A 15472-nucleotide genomic window follows, 5' to 3' on the forward strand; every position below is an offset into this window, starting at 1 on the left:
GCGTTGCGAAAGCCACTTTCGCAACCTTCAACGTTGCGAAAGTGGCTTTCGCAACGTCGGCCGGACGGCCGGTGCGCTCCGGGAGTGTCACAACCCGTTTACGGCACCTGGACCGACCGGCCGCTCAGAGCGAAAGATCCACCACGATCGGCGCGTGGTCCGAGGGTCCCTTGCTCTTCCGCGCCTCACGGTCCACATAGGAATCCGTCACCGCACCGGCGCTGAGGCGGCGGCGGACCGGGTGCTCAGTCGAGCTGGAGTTCGGGCCGGTACAGGTCGAACCAGTGGTAGAGGTCCAGCGCCCGGTCGATCCCGGAGCGCTGGGCCGAGGGCATCGTCGCCGGGTCCATTTCGGACATCCGGTGCAGCCAGTCGCGGTCGAGGAGTTCGAACACCGGGTTGTCCCGTTCGGTCAGCGCCTCCTTGGCCTGCTGCTGCAACGCCGCCGCGTAGCCGGGGTCCTGAGTGGACGGATACGGGCTCTTGACCCTGTCCCGCACGGACGCCGGCAGCACGTGTTCGGTCGCGTGCCGCAGCAGGCTCTTTTCCCTGCCGTCGAACGTCTTCAGCGACCACGGCGTGTTGTAGACGTACTCGACGAGGCGGTGGTCGCAGAACGGCACGCGCACCTCGAGCCCGACGGCCATCGACGCCCGGTCCTTGCGGTCCAGCAGCATCCGCACGAACCGGCTCAGGTGCAGGTTGCAGACCGTGCGCATCTTGCGGTCCTGCTCGCTCTCGTCGTCGAGGTGCTCGACCTGGGCGACGGCGGTGGCGTACTGGTCGGCGATGTAGCCCGGCAGGTCGAGCTTCTCCTGGATCTCGCCGCGCAGGAGGGCGCCCCGTTCATTGGTGAGCCCCGTCCGGAAGGCGAGCCAGGGGAAGGTGCCCGAATTCACCGCGGCTTCGTCGTGGAACCAGCGGTATCCGCCGAAGACCTCGTCGGCGGATTCGCCGGACAGCGCCACCGTCGACTCCGCGCGGATCGCCTTGAACAGCAGGTACAGCGACGTGTCCATGTCCCCGAGCCCGGCCGGGATGTCCCGCGCGGCCAGCACCTTGCGGCGGACTTCGGGGTCGCTGAGTTCGGCCGGGTTCAGCACGACGTCCTTGTGGTCCGAGCCGACCAGCTGCGCGACGTCGCGGATGAAGGGCGAGTCCGGGGTGTCCCGCATCTCGTCCGGTTTGAAGTTCTCCTCCTGGCCCTGGAAATCGACGGAGAACGTGCGCAGCCGCTCACCCTGTTCGGCCAGCCGCGCGGCGGCGAGACCGGTGACGGCACTGGAGTCGAGCCCGCCCGACAGCAGGACACAGCGGGGCACGTCGGCGATCAGCTGGCGGTGCACGATGTCGGTCATCAGCTCGCGGACCCGTTCGACCGTGGTCTCCTGGTCGTCCGTGTGCCGTTTCGCGTCGAGCTTCCAGTACGTCCGCGTCCGGATGCCGGAGCGGTCGACGGTGACGATCGTGCCCGGCCCGACCTCGTGCATGCCCTTCCACAGCGACCAGCCCGGGGTCTTGGTCATGGACATCAGCTCACGTAGGCCGTCGGTGTCGACCACCTTGCGCGCCAAGGGATTCGCGAGGATCGCCTTCGGCTCGGAACCGAAGAGGACGCCGTCTGGTGTCGGGTAGTAGTAGAACGGCTTGATGCCCATGCGGTCGCGGATCATCACGAGCTTCTCGTCGCGCTCGTCCCAGATCGCGAACGCGTACATGCCGTTGAGGTGATCGACGGCCTCGTCGCCCCACTCCAGGTAGCCGTGGAGCACGACCTCGGTGTCGCTGTCGGTCTCGAATTTGTGGCCACGCTTGAGAAGTTCCGCGCGCAACTCGGTGAAGTTGTACGCCTCACCGCTGTAGACCATCGCGGCCAGCCCGGCTTCGGCCATCGGCTGCCTGCCACCCGGCAGGTCGATGATCGCCAGCCGCCGGTGGCCCAGCGCGACGTTCGGCCGGACCCAGGTGCCCGAGTCGTCCGGACCGCGGCACGCCATGGTCGCGGTCATCGCGTCGACGACCTCCCGCCGCTGTGTCAGGTCCGTGCCGAAGGAGACCCACCCTGCGATTCCGCACATCGCTACCTCCCGATGATTAGTTAGCACATACAACTATCCGTAACACTGGTGTAACACGCTTCGGCGGGCTTGTCTGCCCGAATTGCACGCTCCGTCCGCAGTGCGTCACGGTCTGTGGGACACGTCACCGGGTATCAAGAAGTCGTAAAGGCACCCGATCGGGGCATCAAGAGGCCGTCAGTCCCCGACCGGAAACGGCCTGACCAGGCGCAGTGTTGCGAGGTCCTGGTCACCGATGGGGTGACCTGTCCTGAGAGGTGCCTAGTGGCCGACTTGCTCTACGCCGTGCTCCTGATCGGCGTATTCGTGGTTCTCGCCCTGACCCTTCGCGGTCTGGAAAAGCTGTGACCGGAACGGGAACCGTGGCCAATGTCGTCGGCGGACTGCTGGCGCTGGGGCTGATCGTCTATTTGTTCATCGCACTGGTCAGGCCGGAGAAATTCTGATGTCAGACGTCATGGCCGGCCTCTTGCAGGCCGGCCTCTTACTCGTCGCGCTCGCCGTGGTCTACCGGCCACTGGGCGACTACATGGCGCGGGTCTTCTTGACCGAGGAACACACCAAGGCCGAGCGCGGCCTCTACCGCTTGTTCCGGGTGAACCCCGGATCGGAACAGCACTGGAAGACCTACGCGTCCGCCGTGATCGGCTTCTCGTTCGTCTCCGTCGTGCTCCTGTACCTGCTTCAGCGGCTCCAGGCGATCCTGCCGTGGAGCCTGGGCAAGGAACCGGTCTCGCCGGCGGTCGCCTTCAACACCGCCGTCAGCTTCGTGACCAACACGAACTGGCAGTCCTACAGCCCCGAAGCGACCATGGGTCACTTCGTGCAGATGGCCGGCCTGACCGTGCAGAACTTCCTGTCCGCCGCCGTCGGCCTTTCGGTCGCCATCGCGGTCGTCCGCGGCTTCGTCCGCTCGAAGACCGACCGCCTCGGCAACTTCTGGGTGGACCTGACGCGCGGCACGATCCGGATCCTGCTGCCGATCGCGTTCGTGGCGGCGATCACGCTGATCGCGCTCGGCGTCGTGCAGAGCCTCAAGAGCGGCGTCGACGTCCTCAATCCCGATGGCAGCACGAGCAGGATCGCGCTCGCCCCGGCCGCGAGCCAGGAAGCCATCAAGGAGCTCGGGACCAATGGTGGCGGCATCTTCAACGCCAACTCCTCGCACCCGTTCGAAAACCCGAACGCCTGGACCAACCTGATCGAGATCTTCCTGATCTTGGTCATCCCGGTCTCGCTCACCCGCACGTTCGGCAAGCTCGTCGGCAACACCCGCCAGGGGTACGTCCTGCTTTCGGTGATGGCCGGGCTCTTCACCGCGATGCTCACGGTGACCTGGCTGTCCGAGGCCAACGCGAGCGGGCCGGCGTCGCTGGCCGCCGGGGCGAACCTGGAGGGCAAGGAACAGCGGTTCGGCATCGGCCTGAGTTCGCTGTTCGCCAACGCCACCACCGGCACGTCGACCGGCGCGGTCAACGGCATGCACGACAGCTACAGCGGGCTCGGTGGCGGGGGAACGCTGCTCAACATGCTGCTGGGCGAGATCTCGCCGGGCGGGGTGGGCACCGGTCTCTACGGCATCCTCGTGATGGCCGTGATCGCGATGTTCCTCGCCGGGCTGATGGTCGGCCGGACACCGGAGTACCTGGGGAAGAAGCTCGGCAAACGCGAGGTCACCTGCGCGGCCGTCTCGATGCTCGCGATGCCGACGGTGGTACTGCTCGGCTCCGGTGTCGCCCTGATGCTGGCCGACACCCCGGCCGCCATGACCAACTCGGGCGCGCACGGCCTCTCCGAGGTCCTCTACGCCTACGCCTCGGCGGGCAACAACAACGGCAGCGCGTTCGGCGGGCTCACCGTGACGAACGACTGGTTCCAGGCCTCGCTCGGCGTCGCCATGCTGCTCGGCCGGTTCATTCCGATCATCGCCGTGCTGTGCCTGGCCGGATCCCTTGCCTCGCAAAGGAAGGTTCCGGAGACCGCCGGCACGCTGCCCACCACCGGGCCGCTCTTCGGCACGATGCTGGCGGGCACGATCGTGCTCGTCGCGGCCCTCACCTTCATCCCGGCGCTCGCGCTCGGGCCCATAGCGGAAGCACTGGCATGAGTCGCGGCACGCACCGAGACCACCACGCGCGCGTTGGTCGGCACACCCCGCTATCGGGGCGGCAGGACGCTCTCACCTCGGATTCGCGCTTCATCCGGAAACCGCGCCCTGGCCACGCGATCACGGCCGCGCGCAAACTCGCGAAGGACACAGCACTCGCATGACCATGACTCAAGAACGCACCCCGGAGGAGATCTCCCAGCACCACGTCGAGAACACCGGCCGGGTCGGTGCGGGGATCTTCAGCCCGCGCCAGTTGCTGACCTCCCTGCCGGAGGCGTTGCGCAAGCTCAACCCCAAGCACCAGCTCGGCAACCCGGTCATGTTCGTGGTGTGGATCGGCTCGGCGCTGACCACGGTCTTCGCGATCACCGATCCGAGCGTGTTCACCATCCTCATCACGATCTGGCTGTGGTTCACCGTCCTGTTCGCGAACCTCGCCGAGGCCGTCGCGGAGGGCCGGGGCAAGGCGCAGGCGGAAACCCTGCGGCGCAGCAAGAAGGAGACCGTCGCGCGCCGCCTCACCGAGGACGGCGACGAGGAGACCGTTCCGGGTGCCGACCTGCGCGTCGGCGACCTCGTGGTCGTCGAGGCCGGACAGGTCATCCCGGGTGACGGCGACGTCGTCGAGGGCATCGCGACCGTCGACGAATCGGCCATCACCGGCGAGTCGGCCCCGGTCATCCGCGAATCGGGCGGCGACCGGTGCGCGGTCACCGGCGGCACCACGGTGCTCTCGGACCGGGTCGTCGTGAAGATCACCACCAAACCCGGTGAGTCCTTTGTGGACCGGATGATCGCGTTGGTGGAAGGCGCTTCCCGGCAGAAGACGCCGAACGAGATCGCCCTGACGATCCTGCTCTCGACGCTCACGATCATCTTCCTGCTCGCCGTGGTGGCGTTGCAGCCGATGGCGGGTTACTCCGGCAGCCAGCAGTCGGTGATCGTGCTGACCGCGTTGCTGGTCTGCCTGATCCCGACGACGATCGGCGCGCTGCTGTCCGCGATCGGGATCGCCGGGATGGACCGGCTGGTGCAGCGCAACGTGCTCGCGACGAGCGGCCGGGCGGTGGAGGCCGCCGGTGACGTCTCGACGCTGCTGCTGGACAAGACCGGCACGATCACCTTCGGCAACCGCAAGGCCACCGAGCTGATCCCAGTCGGGCAGTCCACTATGGACGACATCGCCAAGGCCGCCCGGTTGTCGAGCCTCGCCGACGGCACGCCGGAAGGCCGCAGCATCGTCGAACTCGTCGCGAGGGAACACGGCCTCGCCGAGACCGCGTCCGACGGCGAAAAGCGCGTGGACTTCGTCGAATTCACCGCGCAGACCCGGATGAGCGGTATCGACATCGGCGAGCGGCAGGTCCGCAAGGGCGCCACCACCGCGGTGCGCGAGTGGGTCCGCGAGCGCGGCGGTGAGATGCCGGACGAGACCGAACGCGTCGTCGACGAGATCAGCGGGCAGGGCGGGACTCCGCTGGTGGTCGCGGAGTACGACGGCACGAAGGCGTTCGTGCGCGGCGTGATCCGGTTGTCCGATGTGGTCAAACCCGGGATGAAGGAGCGGTTCGTCCAGCTCCGCGCCATGGGGATCAAGACGGTCATGATCACCGGGGACAACCCGCTCACCGCCAAGGCCATCGCGAAGGACGCGGGCGTCGACGATTACCTCGCCGAAGCCAAGCCCGAAGACAAGATGGCGCTGATCAAGAAGGAGCAGGAGGGCGGGCGGCTGGTCGCGATGACCGGCGACGGCACCAACGACGCCCCCGCGCTGGCGCAGTCCGACGTCGGCGTCGCGATGAACACCGGGACCTCCGCCGCCAAGGAGGCGGGGAACATGGTGGACCTCGACTCCGACCCGACGAAACTGATCGAGATCGTGGAGATCGGCAAGCAGCTGCTGATCACGCGCGGCGCGCTGACCACCTTCAGCGTCGCCAACGACCTCGCGAAGTACTTCGCCATCCTGCCCGCGATGTTCACCGGCATCTTCGCCCAGCTCGGCGCGCTCAACGTCATGCAGCTGGCGACGCCGAAGTCGGCGATCCTCTCGGCGGTCATCTTCAACGCGCTGATCATCGTCGGGCTGATCCCGCTCGCCCTGCGCGGCGTCCGGTACAAGCCGTCGTCGGCCTCGGCGCTGCTGCGCCGGAACCTGCTGGTCTACGGCCTCGGCGGGATCGTCAGCCCGTTCCTCGGGATCTGGCTGATCGACCTGCTCGTCCGTCTCATCCCTGGAATCGGGTAACCCATGAACGCACTGCTGAAGCAGACCCTCGCCGGGCTGCGTGTCCTGCTCGTCTTCACGGTCCTGCTGGGTGTGGTCTACCCGCTCGGCGTCTGGGCGGCCGCCCGGATCCCCGGCCTCGAAGGCAACGCCGAAGGCTCGATCATCACCCAGGACGGGCAGGCCGTCGGCTCGTCCCTGATCGGCGTCGACCCGGTCGCGGCCGACCCCGCCAAGGACCCCTGGTTCCACAACCGCCCGTCCGCTGGCTCGAAGGACGCCCTCGGCCCCGGCGACCCGTCGTCGTCCGGCGCGTCGAACAAAGGCCCGTACAACGAGGACCTGGTCGCCGCGATCGGCGAGCGCAAGAAGCTGATCGCCGCCCGCGAGGGTGTCGAGGAGTCGCAGGTGCCCGCCGACGCGGTGACGGCGTCGAGCTCCGGGATGGATCCGGCGATCAGCGTCGCCTACGCCGGCCTTCAGATCCCGAGAGTGGCCAGGAACACGGGCCTGCCCGAGGAGAAGGTCCGGCAGCTCGTGGCGGAGAACACGAGCGGCGCCGGGATCGGTGTGCCGGGCGTCAATGTGCTGAAGGTCAACTTGGCCGTGCGCGACGCGGCCGGAGGAGCACACTGACAGACGTGGACGAGAACACGACCAAGCCGCGCCGGGGTGAGCTGAGGATCTACCTCGGCGCGGCCCCTGGCGTCGGCAAGACCTACGCGATGCTCGGCGAGGCGCGGCGACGCCTCGACCGGGGCACCGACGTGGTCATCGGCCTGGTCGAGACGCACGGGCGGAAGAAGACCGCGGAGCTCGTCGAGGGACTCGAGACCGTCCCGCGCCGCCGGTCGGCGCACCGGGACCACGAGTTCGAGGAGATGGACCTCGACGCGCTGCTCGCCCGCGCCCCCGAGGTCGCCGTCGTCGACGAACTCGCGCACACCAACGTGCCGGGTTCGCGCAACGAGAAGCGCTGGCAGGACATCGACGAGCTGCTCGCCGCCGGGATCGACGTCCTGTCCACGGTCAACGTGCAGCATCTGCAGAGCCTCAACGACGTCGTCGAGCGGATCACCGGCGTCACCCAGCAGGAGACGGTGCCCGACGAGGTCGTGCGGCGGGCCGAGCAGCTGGAGTTGGTCGACATAACGCCCGAAGCGCTCCGGCGGCGCCTGGCGCACGGCAACGTGTACCCGGCCGAGCGGATCGACGCCGCGCTCGGCAACTACTTCCGCCCCGGCAACCTCACCGCGCTGCGGGAACTCGCGCTGCTGTGGGTCGCCGACCAGGTCGACGTCGCCCTGCAGCGGTACCGGGCCGAGCAGAAGATCACCGACACCTGGGAAGCACGCGAACGGGTGGTCGTGTCCATCACCGGCGGCCCGGAGAGCGAGACGCTCATCCGCCGCGCGAGCCGGATCGCGAACCGGGCGGGCGCCGAACTGCAGGTGCTGCACATCCTGCGCGGCGACGGGCTCGCCGGGATGGGGCCGACGGCGGTCGGCAAGTACCGGAAGCTGGCCGAAGAGGTCGGGGCGACCTTCCACACCGTCGTCGGCGACGACGTGCCGAACGCGCTGCTCGACTTCGCGCGCGGGGTGAACGCGACCCAGCTGGTCGTCGGGACCTCGCGGCGGTCACGGGTGGCGAGACTGTTCGACGAGGGCATCGGGGCGGCGGTGGTCCAGCGGTCCGGCCCGATCGACGTCCACATGGTCACGCACGACGAAGCGGGCGGACGGTTGCGCGCCCGGTTCGCGAAAAGCCCGCTGCCCTCCTCGCGGCGGCTGGCGGGCTGGGCACTCGCCTTCGTCCTGCCCGTTCTGGCGACCTTGCTCGGCGTCATGCTGGAGGAGCAACTCGACTTCTCGACCGACATGGTCGCCTACATGCTGGCGACCGTGCTCGTCGCACTCGCGGGTGGGCTCGGCCCCGCGCTCCTGGCGGCGGTGCTTTCGGCGGGACTGCTCAACTTCTTCTTCACCCCGCCGCTGTACACACTGACCGTCCACGAGCCGCGCAACGTGATCACGCTGATCGCGATGGTGCTCGTGGCGATTCTCGTCGCCGCGGTCGTCGACACCGCCGCCCGGCGCGCGACGCAGGCGGCGCGGGCGCGGACCGAGGCCGCGTTGCTCGCTTCGTACGCGCGGACGGTGCTCACGCACACCAACCCGATCGAGCGGCTGCTGGAGAAGGTCCGCGAGAACTTCGGCCTGACTTCGGTGACCCTGCTGGAAAAGCGGGACGGGAAGTGGAAACGGGTGGCGAGCGCCGGCACGGATCCGTGCGCCGACCCGGACCAGGCCGACGCCGACATCGCGGTCACCGCCGATGTCCACCTGACGCTGCGGGGCCGCGCGCTGCCCGCGTCGGACCGGGGAGTGCTCGAAGCCGTCGCAGGGCAGGCTTTGCTGGCCCTGCGGCAGCAGAGGACGGCGAAGGCGGCCATCCGTGCCGAACGCAAGGCCGAGGCGACCGAACTGCGCACGGCCCTGTTGTCGGCCGTCGGCCACGACCTCCGCACGCCACTGACGTCGATCAAGGCGTCCATCGGCAGCCTGCGCGCGACCGACATCTCACTGTCCGAAGAGGACACCGACGAACTGCTCGAAGCGATCGAGGAATCGGCGGACCGGCTGGCCGGGCTGATCGACAACCTGCTCGATTCCTCCCGGCTGGCGACCGGCGCGGTACGCCCCCACCTGCGCCCGGTCGGCTACGACGAGGTCGTCTCACACGCGCTGTCCAATGTGGACAACTCGGCATCGGTCGTCGTCGCGATCGATTCGCGGCTGCCGTCGGTGTGTGCCGATCCCGGCCTGCTGGAACGGGTGGTGGCGAACGTGATCGACAACGCGCTGCGCCACGGTGCTTCGGGCGAGCCGGTCTCCGCCCGCGCGAGCACGCATTCGGACCACGTCGAGCTGCGCATCGTCGACCACGGACGCGGGCTCAAGAAGGGCACCGCGGACTCGGCGTTCGCGCCGTTCCAGCGGCTCGGGGGAGACCGGGACAGCGTGCCCGGCGTGGGACTGGGGTTGTCGGTCGCCAAGGGGTTCACCGAGGCGATGGGCGGGCGGATCCGGGCGGAGGACACGCCAGGCGGCGGGCTCACCGTCGTCATCTCGCTGCCCGCATATGTTGGTCAGGATCCGGAAAAGAGCCTCCTCGCGTTCGACGAAGAGGGCCTCGAGAACGAAGAGGAGGAGCGAGTGCGATGAGCGCAGACACCGCGTCGGCCACCGTGCTGGTCGTCGACGACGAACCGCAGATCGTGCGAGCCCTGCGGATCAACCTGTCCGCCCGCGGCTACAAGGTGATCACCGCGCACGACGGGACCGCCGCGCTGAAGGCGGTCGCCGAGACCAAACCCGACGTCGTCGTGCTCGACCTCGGCCTGCCCGACCTCGACGGCACCGAGGTGATCGCCGGGCTGCGCGGCTGGACGACCGTGCCGATCATCGTGCTGTCCGCGCGCGGCGACTCGGCCGACAAGGTGCAGGCCCTCGACGCCGGCGCCGACGACTACGTCACCAAACCCTTCGGCATGGACGAACTGCTGGCGCGGCTGCGGGCCGCCGTGCGCCGCTCGGCGTCGTCCGGTGTGGACGGTGCGGACGCGGTGGTGGACACGGGATCGTTCCGGATCGACCTCGCGGCGAAGAAGGTGCGCCGGGACGGCAAGGAAGTGCACCTCACCAAGACCGAATGGGGAGTGCTGGAACTGCTGGTGCGCAACCGCGGCCGTCTGGTGGCGCAGAAACAGCTGCTGCACGAGGTGTGGGGGCCGAGCTACGAGACCGAATCGCACTACCTGCGCGTGTATCTGGCGCAACTGCGGCGAAAGCTGGAACCGGAACCCTCGCGGCCGCGGCACCTGCTGACGGAACCGGGGATGGGGTACCGCTTCGAAATGTGATGCCTTCCGGTGCGGCGACCGGGATTTCCGTGAAGGCCTCCTTGAGGGACCCAGAGTCCCTCAAGGAGGCCTTCACGGACCGGACTCGTGGTCCCGCCGCCGAAGCCTGCGGGAGATGCGTTGCGAAAGCCACTTTCGCAACCTTCAACGTTGCGAAAGTGGCTTTCGCAACCTCCTGCCGGGAGTCCCATGCCGCAATTAGTCGGCTAACTGCGGCGGGTTTTGCGCGGGCCGGGAAGTAGTGAAGGCCTCCTTCCCTGCCCTCAAGGTAGGCAAGGAGGCCTTCACGAACCTGAAGTCTTACTGGGCACTAACTGCGGCCGGTGCCCGAAATGCTGGACTTGCCCGGCGACGATTCCGGGGCGCCACTGGAGCTGGCGCCGCCGCCAGTGGTGGTCGTTGTCGGAGGGTTTTCCGTCGGCGAGGGTTCGGGCGTCGTACTCGGCGGCGGCGTGCTGGGCTTCGGGTCCGACGATGGCGGCTTCGACGGGCCGGGATCCGGGTTCGGCCCTGGCCCGGGACCCGGACCGGGATTCGGGTTCGGCGGCACGACCGGCGGAGGCGGGATGACGACGCTCGTCGTCTCCTTGCCGTCCGGCCCGACCGACGTCACCGTGGTCGGCGGTGCCGTCGAACTGGAGGGCGCGCCCGGGATCGGCGATCCGCTGACGGTCATCGGGCCGCCGGGGACGGCGTTGCCCGGGACCAGCTGGATGCCGGCGGGCGCGATGCCCTGGCCGCCCCCGGGGACGCCGGTGCCGCCCGCGGTGGCGGAGACGCCGGGGCCCGCGAGTTCGGCGATCGCGGCGAAGGCCGTCGCCACCACGAGGCCGCTGACGCCGAGTACGGCGTAGCCTGCGCGGTTGAGCTTGCCGGTGGCGCCGCGCGGGGGTGCCACGGACACGCGTGCGCTCGGATCAGACCCGTCGGGACGGGGCATGTGCTGGCTCCTCGGATGGGGGGCTTCGGGGAGTGCGGCTACCCGGGCGAGGTAGCCCGAGTGGGGACCCGGCGCGGAGATTATCACCGCCGCTTCACCGGCTGCGAATTACAGCGAACGTCGTGTTCACCCTCCGCGTTCGTCCGCATGGTGCACGATGGGGAACGTGAGTGAAGAAGTAACGCACATCAGGCTGACCGCGTGGGTCCACGGCCGGGTGCAGGGTGTCGGTTTCCGCTGGTGGACCCGCAGTCGGGCGCTTGAGCTGGGGTTGGTCGGCAGCGCGGGCAATCTGGCCGACGGGCGTGTCGAGGTGATAGCGGAGGGTGACCGCGAACACTGTGAGCGGCTTTTGGCCGTTTTGCGGTCCGGGGAATCACCCGGAAGTGTGGATCACGTCGTCGAGCGGTGGTCGCCCGTGAAAGGCGGGCTTCGCGGGTTCGTGGAGCGCTGAGGCCCCGCGTCCCACGATCACCGTGAGCACACAGGTAGCCTGGGTCGATTGAAAGACCGGTTCCCGCAGCCAGAGGGGTCAGCACGACGTGCACCTGAAGAGCCTGACGCTCAAGGGCTTCAAGTCCTTCGCCTCGGCGACGACGTTGCGTTTCGAGCCGGGCATCACCTGTGTGGTGGGACCGAACGGGTCCGGCAAGTCGAACGTCCTCGACGCGCTCCGTTGGGTCATGGGCACCCAGGGCGCGAAGGACCTGCGCGGCGGCAAGATGGAGGACGTCATCTTCGCCGGGACCGCCGGCCGCGCCCCGCTCGGGCGCGCCGAGGTCACCCTGACCATCGACAACGCCGACGGCGCGCTGCCCATCGAGTACTCTGAGGTCTCGATCACCCGCCGGATGTTCCGTGACGGCGCGAGCGAGTACGAGATCAACGGCGACCGCTGCCGCCTGATGGACGTGCAGGAACTGCTGTCGGACTCCGGTATCGGCCGTGAAATGCATGTCATCGTCGGGCAGGGCCAGCTTTCGGCGATCCTCGAATCGAAGCCCGAGGAGCGCCGCGCCTTCATCGAAGAGGCCGCCGGCGTCCTCAAGCACCGCAAGCGCAAGGAACAGACCCTGCGCAAGCTCGCGAACATGCAGGGCAACCTCGACCGCCTCGGCGACCTCACCACCGAGCTCCGCCGTCAGCTCAAGCCGCTGGGCAAGCAGGCCGAGATCGCCCGCAAGGCGCAATGGGTGCAGTCCGAGTTGCGCGACGCGCGACTGCGGCTGTTCGCCCACGATCTGGTCACCCAGCGCGAAGGCATCGCCAAGGAAGAGGCCGACGAGCGCGTCGCCCGTCAGCGGCGCACCGAAGTCGAGCAGGCGCTGGAGATCGTCGCCGCCGAAGAGGCCGAGCTCGAAGCGTCGCTCGCCGAAGACGCGCCGAAGCTGGCCGCGGCACAGGAGACCTGGTACAAGCTTTCCGCGTTGACCGAGCGGTTGCGCGGCACTGTGCGGCTCGCGCTGGAGCGTCAGCGGCACCTGTCGTCCGACGTGCAGCAGGCGAGCACCGGCCGCGACCCCGACGAGCTGCTCGCCGAGGCCGAGCAGGTCGCCGAACGGGAGCAGGAGCTCAACGAGGCCGTCGCCGAGGCCCGGATGGTGCTTTCGGAGACCGTCCAGCGGCGCGAGCAGCTCGAACATCTCGTCCAGGCCGCCGAGCGCGCGCATATGGCCGCCGTCCGTGCGATCGCCGACCGCCGGGAAGGGCTCGCGAAGCTCTCCGGTCAGGTCGAGGCGCTGCGCAGCAAGAACGGCGCCACCTCCGACGAGATCGACCGGCTCACCGTGTCGCTCGAAGAGGCCGCCGAGCGGGCGGAGATCGCCGTCGAGGAGCTCGAAGAGGCCAAAGCCGCGGGCGGCGTCGAGGAATCCGACGACTCCGACCTGCAAGCGCATCACGACCGCGCGGTGGAGGCCAACAACGCCGCCAAGGCGCGGGTCGAGGAGCTGGTCAAGGCCGAGCGGGCCGCCGAACGCGAGATCGCGTCTGAGAAGGCTCGCGTCGAGGCGCTGTCGATGGGGTTGCGGCGCAAGGACGGCGCGGGCGCGCTGCTCGGCGCGCAGCACGAACTGCCGGGTCTGCTCGGTTCGGTGGCAGCGCTGCTCACCGTCGAGGCCGGCCACGAGGTCGCGCTGGCCGCGGCGCTCGGCCCGGTCGCCGACGCGGTCGCGGTCAACGGCGGCGAAGACGCGCTCGCCGCGCTGAAGTTCTTGAAGGACAACGACTCCGGGCGAGCGGGTATCCTGCCCGGCGGCCTTGAGTCCACTGTGGACACAAGTGGCTGGCCGTCGTTGCCCGAGGGCGCGCGCTGGGCGCGTGAAGTGGTCACCGCGCCGCCCGCGTTGCGGTCCGCCGTCGAGCACGCGCTCGACCGGGTGGCCATTGTGGACGGTCTGGAATCCGCGCGCCGTCTCGTCGAGGTGTATCCCGAAGTCAGCACGGTCACGCCCGAAGGCGACGTCTTCGGCGCGCGCTGGGCGGTCGGCGGGTCCGCCCGCAGCGAGAGCGTCATCGAGGTGCAGGCCGCGGTCGACGAGGCGGGCGATCGGCTGAACGCCGCCGAACGCGCGCTGGAACGTACCGCCGCGGAGCTCGAAGGCGCTCGCGCCGGACAGGCCGCCAGGCGCGAAGAGGTCGGCAGGGCCAAGGAAGCGCTCGGAGACGCGAAGGTCCGCAAGGCGCGTTCGTCCGAGCGGCTGAACCGGATGCAGCAGGCCGCGCGTGCCGCGCAGGCCGAAATGGATCGGCTGAGCAACCAGCGCGCCAAGGTCGAGCAGAGCCGCGAAGAAGCGCTGCGGCAGCTCGCCGAACTCGAAGAGCGGCTGTCCGCCGTCGCGGAACAGGAAGTCGACGAGGATCCGGACACCGCCGAGCGTGACCAGGCCGCCGAAGACCTCGGCACGGTCCGCCAGGAGGAGATGGAGTCCCGGCTCGCGCTGCGCACCGCCGAGGAGCGCGCGCGGAGCATCCAGGGCAAGGCCGAATCGCTCCGCCGGGCCGCGCACGCCGAGCGGCAGGCGCGCGAACGCGCCGAAAAGTCCAGGGCCGCGCGGAAACGCGGCGCCGAGATCGCCAACGCCGTGGTCAACGGCGGCGAGATCGCGTTGGAGCGCATCGAGGTCTCCGTGCAGCGCGCCGCCCACGAACGGGACGAGGCGCAGGCGCAGCGGCAGTCGCGGGAGACCGCGCTGACCCAGGTCCGCAGCAAGGTCCGCGAGCTGACCGGCGAACTGGAGAAGCTCACCGACGCCGTCCACCGCGACGAGGTACTGCGCGCCGAACAGCGGCTGCGGCTGGAACAGCTCGAAACCAAGATCGCCGAAGACTTCGGCATCGGCCTCGAGGACCTCGTCGTCGAATACGGCCCGGACGTGCCCGTGCCCCCGAGCGCGGGCGAGATGGCCGAGTACGAGGCCGCCAAGGAACGCGGCGAGGACGTCACCCCGCCGCCGCCGATGCCGTTCGACCGCGACACCCAGGCCCGCCGGGCGAAGCGCGCGGAGAAGGACCTGAGCCTGCTGGGCAAGGTCAACCCGCTGGCGCTGGAGGAATTCGCGGCGCTGGAGGAGCGGTACAAGTTCCTCTCGACCCAGCTCGAAGACCTCAAGGACACCCGCAAGGACCTCGAAGCCGTCATCAAGCAGGTCGACGAAAAGATCCTCGAGGTCTTCGCGTCGGCGTACGAGGACGTCGCGCGCGAGTTCGAGACCGTGTTCAGTGTGCTGTTCCCGGGTGGCGAGGGGCGCATGGTGCTCACGCAGCCCAACGACCTGCTCTCCACCGGTGTCGACGTCGAAGCGCGCCCGCCGGGCAAGAAGGTCAAGCGGCTCTCGCTGCTCTCCGGTGGCGAGAAGTCGCTCGTCGCCGTCGGCATGCTGGTGGCGATCTTCCGCGCCCGGCCTTCGCCCTTCTACGTCATGGACGAGGTCGAAGCCGCGCTCGACGACACCAACATGCGACGGCTGATCGGGCTGCTGGAGCAGCTGCGTGACTCGTCGCAGCTGATCATCATCACCCACCAGAAGCCGACCATGGAGATCGCCGACGCGCTGTACGGCGTTTCGATGCAGGGCGACGGCATCACGAAGGTGATCTCGCAGCGGCTGCGGACCGCCGAAGAGGATCCGGTTCCCGCTTAGCGCGTGCTATGAAAGGTCCTTTCCTTGCAAATTTTGCAAGGAAAGGA

The 15472-nt window shown here is 68.9% G+C and carries 10 protein-coding genes and 1 pseudogene; 9 read left to right on the forward strand and 2 right to left on the reverse strand.

Annotation, left to right across the window (positions count from 1 at the left end):
* Positions 1-124: 124 nt before the first annotated feature.
* Both ACLJQ7_RS38020 and asnB read right to left on the reverse strand, forming a co-directional pair.
* Positions 125-220 (reverse strand): annotated as a pseudogene (locus ACLJQ7_RS38020) (exodeoxyribonuclease III); the annotation flags it as partial.
* Positions 221-245: 25 nt separating this feature from the next.
* Positions 246-2078: an asparagine synthase (glutamine-hydrolyzing) gene (asnB, locus tag ACLJQ7_RS38025; RefSeq protein ID WP_410653032.1), complete on the reverse strand. Its 1833-nt coding sequence runs from the start codon at positions 2076-2078 to the stop codon at positions 246-248.
* A 344-nt stretch (positions 2079-2422) separates the two neighbouring features.
* Between asnB and kdpF the strand changes: the two genes are divergently transcribed.
* The 9 genes from kdpF (at position 2423) to smc (ending at position 15425) form a co-directional block, all read left to right on the forward strand.
* Positions 2423-2524, forward strand: a complete 102-nt coding sequence (kdpF, locus tag ACLJQ7_RS38030) for a K(+)-transporting ATPase subunit F (protein WP_020630647.1) — start codon at positions 2423-2425, stop codon at positions 2522-2524.
* The gene (gene kdpA / locus ACLJQ7_RS38035) at positions 2524-4185 is read left to right on the forward strand and encodes a potassium-transporting ATPase subunit KdpA (RefSeq protein ID WP_410653034.1); all 1662 of its coding nucleotides are present in this window, start codon (positions 2524-2526) and stop codon (positions 4183-4185) included. The genes kdpF and kdpA overlap by 1 nt, the downstream gene beginning before the upstream one ends.
* A 160-nt stretch (positions 4186-4345) precedes the next feature.
* Positions 4346-6439: a potassium-transporting ATPase subunit KdpB gene (gene kdpB / locus ACLJQ7_RS38040; RefSeq protein WP_410653035.1), complete on the forward strand. Its 2094-nt coding sequence runs from the start codon at positions 4346-4348 to the stop codon at positions 6437-6439.
* Positions 6440-6442: 3 nt separating this feature from the next.
* Entirely contained in the window at positions 6443-7054 is a 612-nt protein-coding gene (locus tag ACLJQ7_RS38045; RefSeq protein WP_410653036.1) for a potassium-transporting ATPase subunit C, read from the forward strand.
* 5 nt (positions 7055-7059) lie between these two features.
* A complete protein-coding gene (locus tag ACLJQ7_RS38050; protein WP_410653037.1) occupies positions 7060-9645 on the forward strand; it encodes a DUF4118 domain-containing protein in 2586 nt (861 codons plus the stop codon).
* A complete protein-coding gene (locus tag ACLJQ7_RS38055; protein ID WP_410653038.1) occupies positions 9642-10343 on the forward strand; it encodes a response regulator in 702 nt (233 codons plus the stop codon). The genes ACLJQ7_RS38050 and ACLJQ7_RS38055 overlap by 4 nt, the downstream gene beginning before the upstream one ends.
* Before the next feature lie 332 nt (positions 10344-10675).
* Positions 10676-11197: a hypothetical protein gene (locus ACLJQ7_RS38060; RefSeq protein WP_410653039.1), complete on the forward strand. Its 522-nt coding sequence runs from the start codon at positions 10676-10678 to the stop codon at positions 11195-11197.
* A 243-nt stretch (positions 11198-11440) separates the two neighbouring features.
* Positions 11441-11737, forward strand: coding sequence for an acylphosphatase (locus tag ACLJQ7_RS38065; protein WP_410653040.1), 297 nt, complete (start codon positions 11441-11443; stop codon positions 11735-11737).
* An 88-nt stretch (positions 11738-11825) separates the two neighbouring features.
* Positions 11826-15425, forward strand: a complete 3600-nt coding sequence (gene smc, locus ACLJQ7_RS38070; protein ID WP_410653041.1) for a chromosome segregation protein SMC — start codon at positions 11826-11828, stop codon at positions 15423-15425.
* The last annotated feature ends 47 nt before the right edge of the window (positions 15426-15472 follow it).

This window comes from Amycolatopsis sp. cmx-4-54 (assembly GCF_046548895.1).
Classification (GTDB): domain Bacteria; phylum Actinomycetota; class Actinomycetes; order Mycobacteriales; family Pseudonocardiaceae; genus Amycolatopsis.

Coding starts and splice junctions, on each gene's coding strand:
- asnB (WP_410653032.1), bottom strand. CDS start 2,078: ATGTGCGGAATCGCAGGGTGGGTCTCCTTCGGCACGGACCTGACACAG.
- kdpA (WP_410653034.1), top strand. CDS start 2,524: ATGTCAGACGTCATGGCCGGCCTCTTGCAGGCCGGCCTCTTACTCGTC.
- kdpB (WP_410653035.1), top strand. CDS start 4,346: ATGACCATGACTCAAGAACGCACCCCGGAGGAGATCTCCCAGCACCAC.
- ACLJQ7_RS38045 (WP_410653036.1), top strand. CDS start 6,443: ATGAACGCACTGCTGAAGCAGACCCTCGCCGGGCTGCGTGTCCTGCTC.
- ACLJQ7_RS38055 (WP_410653038.1), top strand. CDS start 9,642: ATGAGCGCAGACACCGCGTCGGCCACCGTGCTGGTCGTCGACGACGAA.
- ACLJQ7_RS38060 (WP_410653039.1), top strand. CDS start 10,676: ATGCTGGACTTGCCCGGCGACGATTCCGGGGCGCCACTGGAGCTGGCG.
- ACLJQ7_RS38065 (WP_410653040.1), top strand. CDS start 11,441: ATGGGGAACGTGAGTGAAGAAGTAACGCACATCAGGCTGACCGCGTGG.